The organism is Enterobacter asburiae (genome assembly GCF_007035645.1).
GTDB classification, from domain to species: Bacteria; Pseudomonadota; Gammaproteobacteria; order Enterobacterales; family Enterobacteriaceae; genus Enterobacter; species Enterobacter asburiae_B.
This window is the reverse complement of the sequence record NZ_AP019632.1, coordinates 2287789-2302881: the sequence shown is the minus strand read 5'-3', so window position 1 is coordinate 2302881 and position 15093 is coordinate 2287789. Positions and strand designations below refer to the sequence as shown.

Genomic DNA, 15093 nt, shown 5'->3' with positions numbered 1-15093 from the left:
GTGTTGCTATTCGGCAAAATTCAGCAGCGCTGCGCCATCAAGACGATAGCGAACCCATTCGGACTGCGGCAGCGCGCCTATGCTCAGGTAAAAATCAATGGCGGGCTGGTTCCAGTCCAGCACGCTCCATTCAAGGCGGCCGCACTGCCGTTTTACCGCGAGCTGCGCGATATGTTTCAATAGCGATCTTCCCGCGCCTTTACCGCGATACTCCGGGGATACGTACAGGTCTTCCATGTAAATCCCGTTGCGTCCGAGCCAGGTCGAATAGCTGGTGAAGAACACGGCATAGCCGGCAGTCTTGCCTTCACACTCCGCGATCAACGCTTCGGTTTTTGTGCCTGCGCCAAAGAGCGTTTCGCGGATCTCCTCCGGCGTGGTAACCACTTCTTCCGGCGCTTTTTCATACACCGCCAGCTCGTAGATCATGGCGTATATTGCCGCCGCATCTTCGGGGCGGGCCTGACGAATGGTGATGCTCATTGTTTTTCCTGTGTTTTAGCCTGTGTTCGATTGATGGCGTTAAGCATACGGAGTATTGTCCGAAGAATTAAGTGCAATGAAATCAACAAAAGATGAATATTATGCATTCGGTACTGAGGCGTCTTGATTTAAACCTGCTGCCCGTTTTCGACGCGATTTACCGCCACCGTTCCGTTCGGCTGGCCGCTGAGGAGCTGGCGATGAGCACATCGGCACTGAGCCATGCGCTGTCGCGTTTGCGCATCACCCTTAATGACCCGCTCTTTTTTCGGGAAGGGCATCGCATGTCCCCCAGCGTGTATGCCTCTCAGCTTGCGCCTTCCATTGCTTCCGCATTGTCGTTCCTCAATCATGAGCTGACCCCGCAGCCGGAGTTTGACCCGGCCAGCAGTACCGAAAGCTTACAAATTGGGATTACGGACTTTACCGCGCTGTGCATTTTCCCGGCGCTGATGCACAAACTGCAGCTTGCTGCCCCGGGTTTGCGTTTCGAATTGCGCTATCTGCCGCACAGCCCGGCGCTGACGGAACTGCTGGCGGGCGAAGTGGATCTCGCGCTGGGGTTCAGCACTCAGGATGATATCCGGCACCCGGAACTGGAAGAGATCGACTGGTTTGAAGATGAGTATGTGGTCATCGGCAACGCGCGCCGGACGCGTCTCACTCTGGAGGATTATCTCGCGGCCCGACATCTGGTGGTGACGCCATGGAATGAGAAGCAGGGCGTTCTGGACGTGCGGCTGGAACAACTGGGCTATACCCGACAAATTGCGATCAAAACGCCGTCGATGCTCAGCGCGCCGTTTATCGTTGCGGAAAGCGACCTGCTGATGGCGATCCCCCGTTTTGCCGCTGAGAAGCTGGCTGCGGCAGCGGACCTGAGGATTTTTCCTTTACCGTTTTCGATACGCACGTTTGAAGTGAAAATTTACTCGCATAAACGCAGCGGCCAGCGGGGGGCGACCCGCTGGCTTAAGGAGGAGCTGCAAACGCTGGCGCAGGCGCTTCATTCCGGGCTGTCCGGCTCCCAGGAAAGGATGTCGCCGGGTTGACACTGCAGCGCCTCGCAAAATGAGTAGGGCGTAAAGTCCAAACGATAAAAAGAGATGCGACCGGGAAGGAAAGTACGATATCGTAACTCTATGATTAAACGCGTAGTTCGCAGGAAAGCCGTCGCAACAGGACGATAAATGATTGATGACATTCGTTATCTGATAGTGTTTGCAAAGATTGCTGAGGCAGGATCCATTTCAGGTGGGGCAGAAGCGTTAGGGCTCACAACCGCAACGGCAAGCGCGCATTTATCAAAGCTGGAAAAAAATCTTGGCTGCGCGTTGCTGTACAGAAACACCCGCAAACTCTCTCTGACTCACGATGGCGCCAATTTGCTGGAAACGGCCAAATCGATGCTGGCGCTTTATGAGCAGGGGGTCATTGAATTTAAGCAGCGTTCGATATCAACGGCGAATAAGCTGACTATTTCTCTTCCTGCCGTTTTTCTGAAGAGTGCGTTTACCCGCCATCTGGCCGATTTTATAAAACGTCATCCGGGCATTTTACTGAATATCTCTTACAGCGATACGCGCAGAGATATTATTGCCGACGGTATTGATGTGGCATTTCGAATCGGCGAGCTTCCGGACAGCTCTCTTAAAGCGCGCCATCTTTTTGTGCTGCCACGTCAGGTAGTTGCGTCCCGGGAATTGCTCAGCTATTACCCGACGATTACGCATCCTGATGAACTGGCGAAACTGCCATGGATTGGACTCAATATGAGGCAGAATAACCGGGAATTCCGGCATAAAAATGGGGACGTGGCTGTCGTGACGTATACGCCCACGGTGTATGTAGATAATGTCGAAGCCGCTTATGCTCTTGCCAGACAACAAATTGGTCTTGCAGCACCTCCTCGCTATTTAAGCGAAGAGGATGTTAAGCGCGGAGAAATGCAGGAAATACTTCCTGACTGGTCATTGGAACCGCTGAAAGTCTATGCCGTATGGCCTTCTAATATGTCGACCAGCAGTATTGCCTACAACCTGATTAATGATATTTATAACGCAATTGAGTATCACACGTTATAACGGGTTTAAAACGTTAAAAAGAGCATGTAACACGCCGTAATAAATAACAACCCGCCCATCAACACGTTAAACGTACGGAGCTGCCGTGTGCTCCTGAGAAGAACCGATACCTTTTCTCCCATCAATGCCCAGGCAGAAAGCGACAGGTAACAGACAAAAAAATAGACCGTGATAAAAACGAGTGCTGTCACAGGGGTTGAGGGTTCAGAAAACATCGCAACTCCTGAGGCGCACGCGGTCCAAGCTTTTGGGTTGATCCACTGCATGACAAAACCCTGAACAAAACCGGGTGAATCCGTTTTTGTTAATGACATATCGGACCGTGACGACGCTATCTTATAGCCCATATACATGATAAATAAAGAACCGGCAATATTAAGATACCGGAAAAACACTGGATATTTTTCGATTGCAGCGTAAAAGCCGAAACATATAAAGATAAGTAATAACGTAAACCCTATCGTTGCACCGGAGACAAATGAGAAGGTCTTTCTAAAACCGTGAACGGCACCAGACGATATAATCACCATATTAACGGGGCCAGGAGAAAATGAAAGCGTCAGTGAAAATATAAACATTGTAAAAAGTAACAGCATTTTATCTCCGTGGGTTGGTTTATCTGCATTAGAGGTACTGCGACTATTAAGTCACAACTTTACTCGTCATGTGTCTGAATACTACCTGGGAACGTATGCCAGAATAAGTGGCCTTTATCTAAAGGTGTGTTTGATTTTTTGCACCAATCGCGCAGGCGCGGATGGCCCATTAGTGACAGGGTTTCAGTTCTATCTTTGATCTGAAAATTTAATCAGTGGCCAGCGGGGGCGACCCGCTGACTCAAGGAGGAACGGCAAACGCTGGCGCAGTTTGCAAGGGAGTCCTGTGCCGGGCAAGCTCAGCGCTACCCGGAAAAAGGTGGAAACAAGTGATAGTCAATTTAACGGCAGGTATATATCCGTTTGCAGCGCATGTTCCGGCACTTCGTGAATAAAGTTGAGGTAGTGGAAAAATACCGGGGCGTCGCGCAGCGTTTCGCCGCTGGCCGGTAGCCAGTCGCGAAACATCGCCCACACCGTGGCGGAAATGGTATCCAGAGACCCCGTGTGACGGCCAACAGCGTAACGTCCGCCGTCGATTTCGCCACTGCAAACCCCGAATTCATTTTCTGGTATCGCTTCAGAGATACTGCCGCAGATATCGAAACGAAAGGTGTCTGCGGGTGTGGTTGCCGGGTCATCCCAGGCAATGCCAAACGTGCTGCTTTCGTGTACTGGCGATAAGCCCGTAGTTTTACGCCAGGCAATAAATTTCGCCGCGCTGTCATTAACCCGATCCGGGCTACCACGGTGCTGCAGCATTGCCACTTGGGTCTGTGGGAAATCAACAATTTTAATTTCCATCGTTTTTTGCTCCTGGAAGGTCATTTTCGGTACGCGCTGGTGCCAGTTCAGCCAGTCCGGCTGCTGCCGAAACTGACGCGGGCTTTTTCCAAATGCGTTTCTGAAGGCGCGACTGAACGATTCAGGGCTCTGGAACCCGGCATCGAGCGCAATATCAATCACCTTATCCTGAGGATTAAACGCCAGTCGCCAGGACGCATGACGCAGGCGCAACCACTGAATATAGCGATACAAAGGCTGGCCGCTAAACGCCAGGAACTGCCGGTGAAGATGATAAGGCGAACAGCAGGCTAACGCGCTGAGCTTCCCCAGCGTAAGCGGTTCATCGAGATGTTGGGCGATATAGTCGCATACCGTCGTGAAGCGCTCGCGGTAAGCCGTTTTGATTGCATCGTTCATTGCATCCTCCTGATGACCCACTTTGCCTCACCGAACGGCCAAAATCCTGACCGATCTTGCTGATTATGGAGAGGGTAGACTGGCGGCATAACGTTGTGCGGCAGCAATCGCCCTGTCGTCAAAAATGTATTGTTCAAAATGATGGCTCGCATCGGTGACGCGATAAATTTTCCATTTACCGTCTTCATTGCGCAGATATACGTTTAACCGCTGTTTCTGCCCATTACCTGCACCCAGGTCGACGTTAACAACTTTTCCGGACACCGAGTTTATTGCGTTGCTAACGCTTAGGTCAGGGATCCACTCCGCTGCATAGTCTTGCGTATAGGTAAAATAATCAGAACTGATAATTTCTTGTTCATAGAGAGAGGAAATTTTCTGCAGTCGGAAGAGCGTGTCTCGCGCGATATACTCACGCATTTTTGGGGAATCGAGATTATCTTCTTTGCTGTCTGTGACAAAAGCCGTGAGGTAAAATGTATAAAAGTCATGAGTGCGTTTTTCCGGCGTATCCATCTGTTTAGCACATCCTGTCAGTAACAGGCACATCAAAAGAACGTTACGCATCAGCTTTTCCTGTAAATTTTATAAGCAGGGCGTGCGGAGCGATATCCCGGGCCACCCCACATATCTCTTTGTCTGAAGTCAGAGTACCAGGTAGTGGCGTCATAAATTGCCATGTGACCCGCAGGATTACCGCCATCATAGGGCTGAATAACAACCACATCGCCTTCCTGTAATGATGGCAATTCACCATCTTACTTTCATAAGTCGATGAATTTTAACTTTTCATATCGTCGCTGGTTGCAGCTGGCCAACGTCCTGCAGCTGCGACCGGCGAGGCTGAAATTCAACGTCAAATTCAAAAAAAATGATGAAACATTTCACCGCCGCAGTGTAAGGGACGCTACGTCTGGATGTGCTGGCCGTCATTTTCTCCTGTGATGCATTTCCCCTTCGTATCAGCTTCCGGTAATTGTTCCCCGTCACAACCTGTCCAGCAAGGGTATATGAACGCTGCGCGTTTTGTTGTGGCGCTATATTACAGGTAAATCCTCGAACTCCCCCGATCTCACGTCGGTGAAGGTACTTACCACTTTGGCCCCTTGCAATAGCTTACCGTTCTCATTTTTGGGTAGGTTTTAGTATAATTTTGGCTGGAGATATAAAATTTTGCGAGGGCGTCGTTAGCCTCCTCATTATGCAAAAAATTTCTTTCCTTTGTTTTGCAAAAATTAAGAAACTCTTTGGGGTTGCATAACCCAACAGCACAGAACGTTCCTGTCATTATATTAAATGTGTTGTTTTCTTTAAATGCTTCATGCAACATACTTAGCTGTAACTTGCCGTTGTCACTCCATGTCCATGGATGCACAACCCAAGAATTTAAATATATAAAAGCAAGATCTTGAGTTTGCTGTTGCATTTTTGCTGGGATTTCTTTATTTGTGCATGCATATTCCGCCACATCATAAGTTTCATTTATTATTTTAGCAGAAAAAGTATGAGATTTACTTATAAGAGATTTTTGTTCTTGTCCGGACAGTTTAATATTATTTGAGTCAACGTACACAGGCGAACTGGTATCTTCTTCTTCACTTAGTCCCATTCCAAATGGACAGAACTCGTTTTGATCTAATGAATAGCATCCATGCAAAAAAAATGTAATCATGAGCAATATAAATGATTTAATTTTTGAGCTAACGGTGTTGCGCCTCATTTAAGTTCCTTTTTTGTCAATAAAACAAATTCTATACATCGCGGCCGTCTGGGCGTTGAGGTGATTCTGCTCACTTAAAATGATAATGTGTTAGCTCGAAAATCCTCTATAAATTATAATAACCGCAACCAAGCAAATAAACGCTGATAGTGATATTTTCACAGGTCTGGTTCCGAATTTGAAAATCATTAAACTTAAATAAATAAAAGCTAAGGCAGGTAGTCCCCATATTATACAGATAACCATTAATTCAAATCCCCAGCCAAAATATGGGGTGTAACCAAAAAATTGACTCATAAATTCCCTTTTATATCAAAGCGGTCACAACAAAAACAGTTCTCTTGGGTTGATATTGGTCATTTATTAATGACCGCCACTATAGAAAGGTAAAACAAAATAAATGAACAGGACCACTCCAACGACAACAAGGCATAACGCTCTAAAAAAAGAGCCACCGCCACCCTTTTTAAGTAATCCAACAATAGTGATAACTAATATGACTAAAACAATACAAGCTGGTAACAAAATCATCCCCATGATGATAACTCCCTGAATAATAGCACTGTGCTTATGCAATATATCATTTGCACGAAATGACTGTAACCCAGAACTTAATCCAACGAAAGATTGGGAATGAAAGCAATTACAGCGGCTTTTCCGCCATCTGGACGTTCAGATTATTCTATCCAAAAGGACCCCTTCGGCTCCTGCCCATTTCGGGCAGTCGTCGAGCCGCACTCCGCTAACCCGCTGCCAGCACCGGCTAAGCTACGCCGAACCCCTGCTGGTTTCGGGCTACTCGCTAGCGTCTGAGGTAGGAAACCCCGCCACGCCCTGCGCCGGACTCGCCCAAATAGCTGGCTATTTGCCCCGCCCCCAAAGGGGTAGCTTCGCTATCCTCTTCGAAAGACATTTCACCACCGCCGCGTAAGGGGCGCTACGTCCGGATGTGCTGGCCTTCATTTTCTCCTGTGATGCCTTTCCCCTTCGTATCAGCTTCCGGTAATCGTTCCCCTTCACAACCTGGCCAGCAAGGGGATATGAACGCTGCGCGCCCTTGCTGGCCAGGTTGTGGCAGGGAGGCCGAACCGTCAGGCGACACGAAGACGAAATTCACACTGACGGAGAAAGAACCCATGACTATGACCCATCACACCCAGACTAGCGCCCCTAACGCCGCACCGGCGACCAGCGTATCCCCGCTGGAGCAGTCAGGCTTAACAAAAACGAAATTTCCAGAAGTCAAAACCGTTAAAACAGCTATCGCAAAACTGATTAGCGATATCGAAAATAACCGCTGCCATCGCCTGGCATACCGTGAGGCTGTCGAGGAGCTTTGTCAGGAGGTAGCAAACCAGATCACTCGCTGCATGCACTCACGCGATACAGGGATGACGTTACGCGATCTGCGCGAACTGGCTGCGGAAACACTGGAAACCATCATTGTGACGGCATCGGAGGAGGGGATTACACGCCAGAATTACAGTGGCCACACTGCCGCTGAAGTGATCGAAATCCTGAAAGGATTGCACCGGCAGGGGATAAAAGCCTGGCTGGAAGTCGGATAAAAAAAAGCCCCGTCCGGAGACGGGGCTTTCAGTAATGTGTTTGTCAATGAGTTACCATAACTATGGTCCATCCAAAAAATGAAATAATGGATAAGGCATATATTGCTAATGTTATGTTTATATTGATTTTATAGGTAACTAATCCAGCTATCCAGATTATCAAATAGATTAATGAAACTATGTAAATGTTAAATCCTGACAGCATTGCCATATAAACACAGGCAATGTGAAAGATTGCTAGCGGAAAGCCAATTTTTGCTATCTGCTTTTTACTGTTAAAATAATATATTGTGCCAATGGTTATTATAATAATGTAAAATACATATCGAATTTCCATTAAAAATCCTTTTTTATATAGACATGAAATTATGCGTCTGAATACTATCACCTTAGTGATAACTGGTTAAGGTTTTATAATATTTTCAGATTCGTTCCAGAGCCTGTTAAATTCCTCCTGGTACGTTGCAGCCAGATCCGGAACCTCCTTGATCAGCAGAATGTTTTCGGCGTTGCGGCTTACGGCGCTGGCCGTGTAGTTAAATGATCCGGTTTGCACCGTGTTGCCATCCACAACCATAAATTTATTGTGCATGATTGCGTACCGGCCATTAAGCCGCACCGGCACGCCCTGGTTTGCAAGGAACGTAACGGCGGTGTATTTGCCGGTGTTACTCTTTTCATCAGCAACTACCCGCACGGCCACTCCGCGTTTTTTGGCGGCGACGAGCGCCGCCGCCTTACTGGTGAAGCTGTAAGCCGCAGCGTCAATGTTGCGCCTGGCGCTGTTAATGGTGCCCAAAACGAGCTGTAACGCGTTCTGAGACGCAGAAAATGTTTCACCTTGCCCTAAAACTCGAAAACCTGCTCGTTCAAGGTTACTGCCATAGTCTTTTGCACTGGGTGCATTTCCAATATCCACGCCACCTGCTCGTATTGCCTTGCGAGTAAATTCACCACAGCGTTTTTGCGATGACATGCCGGCACTCTGGCGTGCATGCAGGGCCGCAGCGTGTTTGTTCCATGCCATGTGTTAACTCCTGTTGTATATGAAATCGTCACTAAACAACAGGATCTTCAATTCGGTTAGGCAAATAATGTTATTAAAAAATTATATATTTCATATGGTTATATATTTTTAGGTTTCATTCTCTTGCTTGATGATATGCGGTAGATACACTGATTTTGCAACGGAAATAGAAGGTTTACATCGCCAGGTAAGTAAAATACCATACCCCCCTATAGTATCAGGAGGGCGTATGCCGCATTCACCCGAAGATAAAAAACGTATTCTTACTCGCGTCCGCCGCATTCGGGGTCAGGTTGATGCCCTTGAACGCGCGCTGGAGTCGGGCGACCCCTGTCTGGCCATTTTGCAGCAAATCGCCGCCGTGCGCGGGGCTGCCAATGGCCTGATGGGCGAAATGGTGGAAATTCACCTCAAAGATGAGCTGGTGACGGGGGAAACCACGCCGGATCAGCGAGCCGTACGCATGGCAGAAGTCGGCCATTTGCTGCGCTCTTATCTAAAATAAACCCACACACCTGACAAAAAGGGAAGACATGATGAAATCTCGCGCTGCAGTTGCATTTGGTCCCGGCCAGCCGCTGAAAATCGTTGAAATCGACGTGGCACCGCCGAAGAAAGGCGAAGTGCTGATCAAAATCACCCATACCGGCGTGTGCCATACCGATGCGTTTACGCTCTCCGGTGACGATCCGGAAGGCGTCTTCCCGGCGGTGCTGGGTCATGAAGGCGGCGGGATTGTGGTGGAAGTGGGCGAGGGCGTGACCAGCCTGAAGCCTGGCGATCACGTTATCCCGCTGTACACCGCGGAGTGCGGCGAGTGTAAGTTCTGTAAATCCGGTAAAACCAACCTCTGCCAGGCGGTTCGCGCCACTCAGGGGAAAGGGCTGATGCCGGACGGTACCACCCGTTTCTCCTATAACGGCGAGCCTGTTTATCACTACATGGGCACCAGCACCTTCAGCGAGTACACCGTTTGCGCGGAAATTTCCCTGGCGAAGGTGAACCCGCAGGCGCCGCTGGATAAAGTCTGCCTGCTGGGCTGCGGCGTGACCACCGGTATTGGTGCGGTGCATAACACGGCAAAAGTCAAAGAGGGCGACACCGTGGCGGTGTTCGGTCTCGGCGGCATTGGTCTGGCGGTGATTCAGGGCGCGGTGCAGGCGAAGGCCGGGCGTATCATCGCGGTCGACACCAACCCGGAGAAATTCAGGCTGGCGGGTGAAATGGGCGCGACCGATTTCGTTAACCCGAAAGATCACGAAAAACCGATTCAGGACGTCATCGTTGAGATGACCGACGGCGGCGTTGACTTCAGCTTCGAATGTATCGGCAACGTGAACGTGATGCGTTCCGCGCTGGAATGCTGCCACAAAGGCTGGGGCGAGAGCATCATCATTGGCGTGGCCGGCGCGGGCCAGGAGATTAAAACCCGTCCGTTCCAGCTGGTCACCGGTCGCGTATGGCGCGGTTCCGCGTTTGGCGGCGTGAAGGGCCGTACCCAGCTTCCGGGTATGGTTGAAGATGCTATGGTCGGCAAGATTCAGCTCGACCCGTTCATTACCCACCGTTTGCCGCTGGAGCAGATCAACGACGCGTTCGATCTGATGCACGAAGGAAAATCCATCCGTACCGTCATTCATTTCGGCGACAAGTAACTCTTCTGCCAGCGGTTTTTCACCGCTGGCGTTTCTTTAATAATCTTCTCTAAAGTGTGACCAGTGCGGCGTTTTTAGCCGTAATCTAAATCCCCACCGTGCCGATGACTATTTAACACGCATGTTTTTACGCATCTTACCTATAAGAGAGTCGACGGTCATGGACAACACTACTTCGATGCAGGCGCAGCGCAAGCTGAGCTTCTTGCATCACATCAGGCTGGTTCCGCTGTTTTCCTCCATTCTCGGTGGCATTATTCTTCTGTTCGCCTTGAGCTCGGGTCTGGCGGGGTATTTCCTGCTGCAGGCCGATAACGATCAGCAGGATGTCACGTCCGAAATTCAGGTGCGTATGGGGCTGTCGAACAGCTCAAACCATCTGCGTACCGCGCGTATCAATCTGATCCACGCCGGTGCGGCAAGCCGTATCGCGGAGATGGATGCGATGAAGCAGAACATCAGCGAGGCGGAAACGCGCATTAAGCAGTCCCAGGAGAGCTTTACCGCCTATATGAATCGTGCCGTGCGTACCGCTGAGGGTGCAGCGCTGGATGAGGATCTCAAGGCGCGGTACGACGCCTATATCGCGGGCATGCAGCCGATGGTGAAATTCGCCAAAAACGGCATGTTCGAAGCGATTATCAACCACGAAAACGAAACGGCGCGGCCGCTGGATGACGCTTATAACGCCGTGCTGCTGAAGGCGATTAAGATCCGCACCGAGCGTGCCAATGCGCTGACGGCGCAGGCGCACAGCCGCACGCAGCTGGGCCTGATGTTTATGGTGGGCGCGTTTGCGCTGGCGCTGGTGCTGACGGCGATGACCTTTGTCGTGCTGCGCCGCACGGTAATCAATCCTTTGCAGCGTGCAGCGAAACGTATCGAGAATATTGCCAAAGGCGACCTGACGATGCCGGACGACGTGGCCGGGCGCAGCGAAATTGGCCGCCTGACGCGCGATCTGCAAACCATGCAGCACTCGCTTGAAAACACGGTGGGCACCGTACGTCAGGGGGCGGAGGAGATCTACCGCGGCACGAGCGAGATTTCTGCCGGTAACACCGATCTCTCTTCGCGCACCGAGCAGCAGGCCGCCGCCATTGAGCAAACCGCCGCAAGCATGGAACAGCTGACCGCGACGGTGAAACAGAACGCCGATAACGCCCATCATGCCAGCAAGCTTGCGGAAGATGCCTCCGGGAAAGCCAGCCGCGGCGGACAGATGGTCTCCGGCGTGGTCAAAACCATGGGCAATATCTCCACCAGTTCGAAAAAAATCTCCGAGATCACCGCCGTCATCAACAGCATTGCGTTCCAGACCAATATCCTGGCGCTTAACGCGGCGGTAGAAGCGGCGCGGGCGGGCGAGCAGGGGCGCGGTTTTGCCGTGGTGGCAAGCGAAGTCCGAACCCTTGCAAGCCGCAGTGCGAATGCCGCAAAAGAGATCGAAAGCCTGATTAACGAATCGGTCTCGCTGATCGACCAGGGCTCCGGCGAGGTCGTGGCTGCCGGTAACACCATGAATGAAATCGTCGAAGCGGTTAAACGCGTGACCGACATCATGCTGGAGATTGCCGCCGCGTCCGATGAGCAGAGCCGCGGTATCGTGCAGGTGAGCCAGGCGATTTCTGAGATGGATAAAGTGACCCAGCAGAACGCCTCGCTGGTGGAAGAAGCCTCTGCGGCCGCCGCGTCTCTGGAAGAACAGGGCGCGCGTCTGACCGAGGCGGTCGGGGCGTTTCGTCTGAGCGGTGCAAAGTCGGGCCGCGTGGTGACGTCTGCGCCAGTGGCGAAGAACGCGCCGTTGCGTCCGGCGGCGACGGTTTCCGGGGATAACTGGGAGACGTTCTGAGTCGCCACCGGGCAAAAAAAAGGGACCTTTCGGTCCCTTTTTCACATCTTATTGCTTATCGGGTAACGCGTACGCGATAACGTAATCCCCGCGATCCGGTGACTGTCGGGCGCCCCCGGCGTTGATGATGATATACTGCTTACCGGTTTTCGGCGACACGTAGGTCATCGGGCCGGACTGGCTGCCGACCGGCAGACGGTCTTTCCAGATCTCTTTCCCGGTGGCGGTATCAAACGCGCGCAGGTAGAAATCCTGCGTGCCGGCGAAGAACAGCAGGCCGGACTGGGTAGAGAGCGATGCGCCCAGCGTCGGCATGCCGATTGGGATTGGCATGTGCATACGAATGCCCAGCGGGCCGGTATCTTCCACCGTGCCGACAGGGACCTGCCACACCAGCTTGCCGGTTTTCAGGTCAACGGCCGACATGGTGCCAAACGGCGGCTTCTGGCACGGAATGCCCAGCGGCGACAGGAAGCGTTCGCGCATCGCGCCGAACGGCGTCCCGTCCATCGGTACGATGCCCATCTCGATGCCGCTGGCGTTTTTCGCCACGTTAGCGCGCGGCACCATGTAGTTTGCCAGGCCCAGGCGCATATCGTTGACGAACATCAGGCTGTTGTTCGGGTCAACGGAGACGCTGCCCCAGTTCATCCCGCCGAGTGAGCCAGGGAACTGCAGGGAACGGTCGAGACCCGGCGGAGTGAAGACGCCCTGATGACGCATCTCTTTAAACTGAATGCGGCACAGCAGCAGGTCGACAGGCGTCGCCCCCCACATGTCGGATTCGGTCAGCGTCTGGTTGCCAATCATCGGCATGCCCACGGAATACGGCTGGGTCGGAGAGTAGCGTTCACCCTCAACGTTACCCGCCGGAACGGGACGTTCTTCTACCTTCGCCACCGGCTTGCCGGTTTCGCGGTTAAGCATGAAGATCATGCCCTGCTTGCTGGTCTGCACCAGCACGGGCGTGGTGCCGCCCTTACCGTCGGGCAGATCGTACAGCAGCGGCTGGGAAGGCAGGTCAAAGTCCCACAGGTCGTGGTGGGTCGTCTGGAAATGCCAGCGCACCTGACCGGTGGTCGCGTCGACGGCGACGATGGAGGAACTGTACTTATCGTCCAGCGCGGTACGTTCGCCCGCCCAGAAGTCCGGGGTGGCGTTGCCGGTTGGCAGGTAGATCAGGTTCAGCTTAGCGTCGTAAGACATTGCTGACCAGACGTTCGGCGTGCCGCGGGTGTAGGTCTGGCCTTCCGGCGGCAGGCCGGTCAGTTTTGGATTACCCGGATCCCACGCCCACGCCAGTTTACCGGTGTGAACGTCGTAGGCGCGCACCACGCCCGGCGGTTCGCCGGTGGAGTAGTTATCCGCGACGCGACCGCCGACGACAACAACATTGCCTGCGACCAGCGGCGTGGAGGTCTGCTGATAATACCCGGGCTTGATCTCGCCCATGCCGACGCTCAGATCCACGGTGCCATGGTCACCGAAGTCTTCGCAGACCTTGCCGTCATCCGCGTTGATGGCAATCAGGCGGGCGTCGGTGGTCGGCAGGAACAGGCGGCGAGGGCATGCCGCAGGCTGTGTCTCTGCCTGTGACGTTGTCACGCTGGAATGGTCTTCAAAATAGCCCAGACCGCGGCAGCGCTGCCAGTTAGGCGCCGTGGCTTTGGAATCGTAGCGCCATTTTTCTTTGCCGGAATCCACGTCCAGCGCCAGCACTTTACTGTACGGGGTACAGACGTACAGCGTGTCGCCAATCTGCAATGGCGTGTTCTGATCTTCCGCGCCGGAGCCGTTGCTCTGCGGAATATCGCCGGTGTGCGCAACCCACGCGACTTTCAGATCGCGGACGTTTTGCTTGTTAATCTGGTCCAGCGCGGCAAAACGGTCGCCGTGGGTGGTATTGCCCCAGTGCGCCCAGTTCTTTTGCTGCTCGCCGGGGGCGACGGGTTTCACCGGAACGGGCTCGTTCGCTGCCACGAGGGTCTGCGGCTTAAACATCCAGCCCAGGCTGACCAGCAGCGCCACCGCGAGCACGGCCGCGACGCCAAAAGCGGGAGCCTTGTTCGCGGCGCTGTGGTTTGCCGCGCGCAGGAAAGGCCAGACGATGGCGCAGAGGAAGGCCAGTACGGCAAAGGTAAACAGGCGAGAGAAGAGCGGCCAGAAATCCCAGCCCGCATCGCCTACCGCCCAGAACAGCGAGGCAATAAAGGCGATGGCGTAAAGTACGATCCCGCTGCTGCGATTGAGGAAAATCAGGATCGCGGCAATCACCATCACCACGCCCATTATCAGGAAGTATCCACTTCCGCCTACGGTGACGAGCTTAAAGCCCAGCCCGCCGACTGCCAGACCGATGAGCAACATCAGTCCGGCAAGGAGCCACTGCAGGATACGCGGTATCCCACGTGGCGCGCTGCCAAATGCCATTTCTGTCTCCTTAAGATCCCCCCGTCGTGCTGGGTGTGTACCAGTTGGGTAATAAATGCGGAGGGAAGAATGATTAATACGGGTGAATTCGGAGTTGTAAAATTATTTACGAACCATTTGGTGAATTCGTCGCTATGATAAAACTGTTAAATTGTTTTACGCAATTGTTAATGAATGATTTCGCATTAATTGATTAGCGCGCAAGACGGCCCCTCTCCCTTGAGGGAGAGGGCTGGGGTGAGGGGGAACATACGGCTGTGGTGGTCATTCCGTTCACTTTATGTTTCTTGCTACTCTGTAACGACATGGCCTGTGAACGTGCCAGGGCGGCTCAATCGCCACCGCCCTGGCAACCCGGGCTCCCGGCGGTAAATCGCCGCTTCGCGGATTGCTCGCCCCATCCCTGGGGCTCACCCTTTCAGGGCCAGCGCAGGCGCTGTCCAAAATTGCTCCCGGCAATTTTGTCCTCAGCTTA

14 protein-coding genes and 1 pseudogene are annotated in these 15093 nt (G+C 52.6%); 6 read left to right on the top strand and 9 right to left on the bottom strand.

Annotation, left to right across the window (positions count from 1 at the left end):
- Positions 1–6: 6 nt before the first annotated feature.
- The gene (locus tag FOY96_RS10935; RefSeq protein ID WP_143347037.1) at positions 7–483 is read right to left on the bottom strand and encodes a GNAT family N-acetyltransferase; all 477 of its coding nucleotides are present in this window, start codon (positions 481–483) and stop codon (positions 7–9) included.
- A gap of 101 nt (positions 484–584) precedes the next feature.
- On the opposite strand from FOY96_RS10935, the gene FOY96_RS10930 reads away from it, so the two are divergent.
- Entirely contained in the window at positions 585–1535 is a 951-nt protein-coding gene (locus FOY96_RS10930; protein ID WP_269473783.1) for a LysR family transcriptional regulator, read from the top strand.
- On the opposite strand, the gene FOY96_RS23115 is transcribed toward FOY96_RS10930, so the two are convergent.
- The gene (locus FOY96_RS23115; protein WP_127353284.1) at positions 1490–1687 is read right to left on the bottom strand and encodes a helix-turn-helix domain-containing protein; all 198 of its coding nucleotides are present in this window, start codon (positions 1685–1687) and stop codon (positions 1490–1492) included. The two genes, FOY96_RS10930 and FOY96_RS23115, sit on opposite strands and share 46 nt — an antisense overlap.
- On the opposite strand from FOY96_RS23115, the gene FOY96_RS10920 reads away from it, so the two are divergent.
- On the top strand, positions 1674–2567 hold the full coding sequence (locus tag FOY96_RS10920) for a LysR family transcriptional regulator (protein WP_143347035.1): 894 nt from the start codon (positions 1674–1676) through the stop codon (positions 2565–2567). The genes FOY96_RS23115 and FOY96_RS10920 overlap by 14 nt on opposite strands.
- A 5-nt stretch (positions 2568–2572) precedes the next feature.
- On the opposite strand, the gene FOY96_RS10915 is transcribed toward FOY96_RS10920, so the two are convergent.
- From FOY96_RS10915 to FOY96_RS10895, 5 genes and pseudogenes are all read right to left on the bottom strand, one after another.
- Positions 2573–3163: a LysE family translocator gene (locus FOY96_RS10915; protein ID WP_143347034.1), complete on the bottom strand. Its 591-nt coding sequence runs from the start codon at positions 3161–3163 to the stop codon at positions 2573–2575.
- A 336-nt stretch (positions 3164–3499) separates the two neighbouring features.
- Entirely contained in the window at positions 3500–4366 is an 867-nt protein-coding gene (locus FOY96_RS10910) for an AraC family transcriptional regulator (RefSeq protein WP_143347033.1), read from the bottom strand.
- Between the two features lie 63 nt (positions 4367–4429).
- A complete protein-coding gene (locus FOY96_RS10905) occupies positions 4430–4933 on the bottom strand; it encodes a YqhG/Tai3 family protein (RefSeq protein ID WP_143347032.1) in 504 nt (167 codons plus the stop codon).
- Positions 4933–5118, bottom strand: a pseudogene (locus tag FOY96_RS10900) (hypothetical protein); the annotation flags it as partial. The gene FOY96_RS10905 and the pseudogene FOY96_RS10900, both read right to left, overlap by 1 nt.
- A 338-nt stretch (positions 5119–5456) precedes the next feature.
- On the bottom strand, positions 5457–6086 hold the full coding sequence (locus tag FOY96_RS10895; RefSeq protein WP_143347031.1) for a hypothetical protein: 630 nt from the start codon (positions 6084–6086) through the stop codon (positions 5457–5459).
- Positions 6087–7222: 1136 nt separating this feature from the next.
- Here FOY96_RS10895 and FOY96_RS10890 point away from each other — a divergent pair.
- Positions 7223–7654, top strand: a complete 432-nt coding sequence (locus FOY96_RS10890; protein ID WP_143347030.1) for a hypothetical protein — start codon at positions 7223–7225, stop codon at positions 7652–7654.
- A 403-nt stretch (positions 7655–8057) separates the two neighbouring features.
- Here the strand turns inward: FOY96_RS10890 and FOY96_RS10885 are convergent, their stop codons facing one another.
- Positions 8058–8681: a phospholipase D family nuclease gene (locus FOY96_RS10885; RefSeq protein WP_269473782.1), complete on the bottom strand. Its 624-nt coding sequence runs from the start codon at positions 8679–8681 to the stop codon at positions 8058–8060.
- A 229-nt stretch (positions 8682–8910) separates the two neighbouring features.
- Here FOY96_RS10885 and FOY96_RS10880 point away from each other — a divergent pair, with 229 nt between their 5' ends.
- From FOY96_RS10880 to FOY96_RS10870, 3 genes are all read left to right on the top strand, one after another.
- On the top strand, positions 8911–9186 hold the full coding sequence (locus FOY96_RS10880) for a metal/formaldehyde-sensitive transcriptional repressor (RefSeq protein ID WP_003857256.1): 276 nt from the start codon (positions 8911–8913) through the stop codon (positions 9184–9186).
- Positions 9187–9217: 31 nt separating this feature from the next.
- The gene (locus tag FOY96_RS10875; RefSeq protein ID WP_033146534.1) at positions 9218–10336 is read left to right on the top strand and encodes an S-(hydroxymethyl)glutathione dehydrogenase/class III alcohol dehydrogenase; all 1119 of its coding nucleotides are present in this window, start codon (positions 9218–9220) and stop codon (positions 10334–10336) included.
- 160 nt (positions 10337–10496) lie between these two features.
- On the top strand, positions 10497–12188 hold the full coding sequence (locus tag FOY96_RS10870; RefSeq protein WP_047647760.1) for a methyl-accepting chemotaxis protein: 1692 nt from the start codon (positions 10497–10499) through the stop codon (positions 12186–12188).
- A gap of 48 nt (positions 12189–12236) precedes the next feature.
- Here FOY96_RS10870 and FOY96_RS10865 read toward each other — a convergent pair whose 3' ends face one another.
- Positions 12237–14618, bottom strand: a complete 2382-nt coding sequence (locus FOY96_RS10865) for a glucose/quinate/shikimate family membrane-bound PQQ-dependent dehydrogenase (RefSeq protein WP_143347029.1) — start codon at positions 14616–14618, stop codon at positions 12237–12239.
- Between the last annotated feature and the right edge of the window lie 475 nt (positions 14619–15093).

What these genes read in the sequence shown, in the direction of transcription:
- FOY96_RS10935 (WP_143347037.1), bottom strand. Translation starts at nt 483, where the DNA reads ATGAGCATCACCATTCGTCAGGCCCGCCCCGAAGATGCGGCGGCAATA.
- FOY96_RS10895 (WP_143347031.1), bottom strand. Translation starts at nt 6,086, where the DNA reads ATGAGGCGCAACACCGTTAGCTCAAAAATTAAATCATTTATATTGCTC.
- FOY96_RS10930 (WP_269473783.1), top strand. Translation starts at nt 585, where the DNA reads ATGCATTCGGTACTGAGGCGTCTTGATTTAAACCTGCTGCCCGTTTTC.
- FOY96_RS10910 (WP_143347033.1), bottom strand. Translation starts at nt 4,366, where the DNA reads ATGAACGATGCAATCAAAACGGCTTACCGCGAGCGCTTCACGACGGTA.
- FOY96_RS10915 (WP_143347034.1), bottom strand. Translation starts at nt 3,163, where the DNA reads ATGCTGTTACTTTTTACAATGTTTATATTTTCACTGACGCTTTCATTT.
- FOY96_RS10875 (WP_033146534.1), top strand. Translation starts at nt 9,218, where the DNA reads ATGAAATCTCGCGCTGCAGTTGCATTTGGTCCCGGCCAGCCGCTGAAA.
- FOY96_RS10890 (WP_143347030.1), top strand. Translation starts at nt 7,223, where the DNA reads ATGACTATGACCCATCACACCCAGACTAGCGCCCCTAACGCCGCACCG.
- FOY96_RS10870 (WP_047647760.1), top strand. Translation starts at nt 10,497, where the DNA reads ATGGACAACACTACTTCGATGCAGGCGCAGCGCAAGCTGAGCTTCTTG.
- FOY96_RS23115 (WP_127353284.1), bottom strand. Translation starts at nt 1,687, where the DNA reads ATGTCATCAATCATTTATCGTCCTGTTGCGACGGCTTTCCTGCGAACT.
- FOY96_RS10880 (WP_003857256.1), top strand. Translation starts at nt 8,911, where the DNA reads ATGCCGCATTCACCCGAAGATAAAAAACGTATTCTTACTCGCGTCCGC.
- FOY96_RS10885 (WP_269473782.1), bottom strand. Translation starts at nt 8,681, where the DNA reads ATGGCATGGAACAAACACGCTGCGGCCCTGCATGCACGCCAGAGTGCC.
- FOY96_RS10865 (WP_143347029.1), bottom strand. Translation starts at nt 14,618, where the DNA reads ATGGCATTTGGCAGCGCGCCACGTGGGATACCGCGTATCCTGCAGTGG.
- FOY96_RS10905 (WP_143347032.1), bottom strand. Translation starts at nt 4,933, where the DNA reads ATGCGTAACGTTCTTTTGATGTGCCTGTTACTGACAGGATGTGCTAAA.
- FOY96_RS10920 (WP_143347035.1), top strand. Translation starts at nt 1,674, where the DNA reads ATGATTGATGACATTCGTTATCTGATAGTGTTTGCAAAGATTGCTGAG.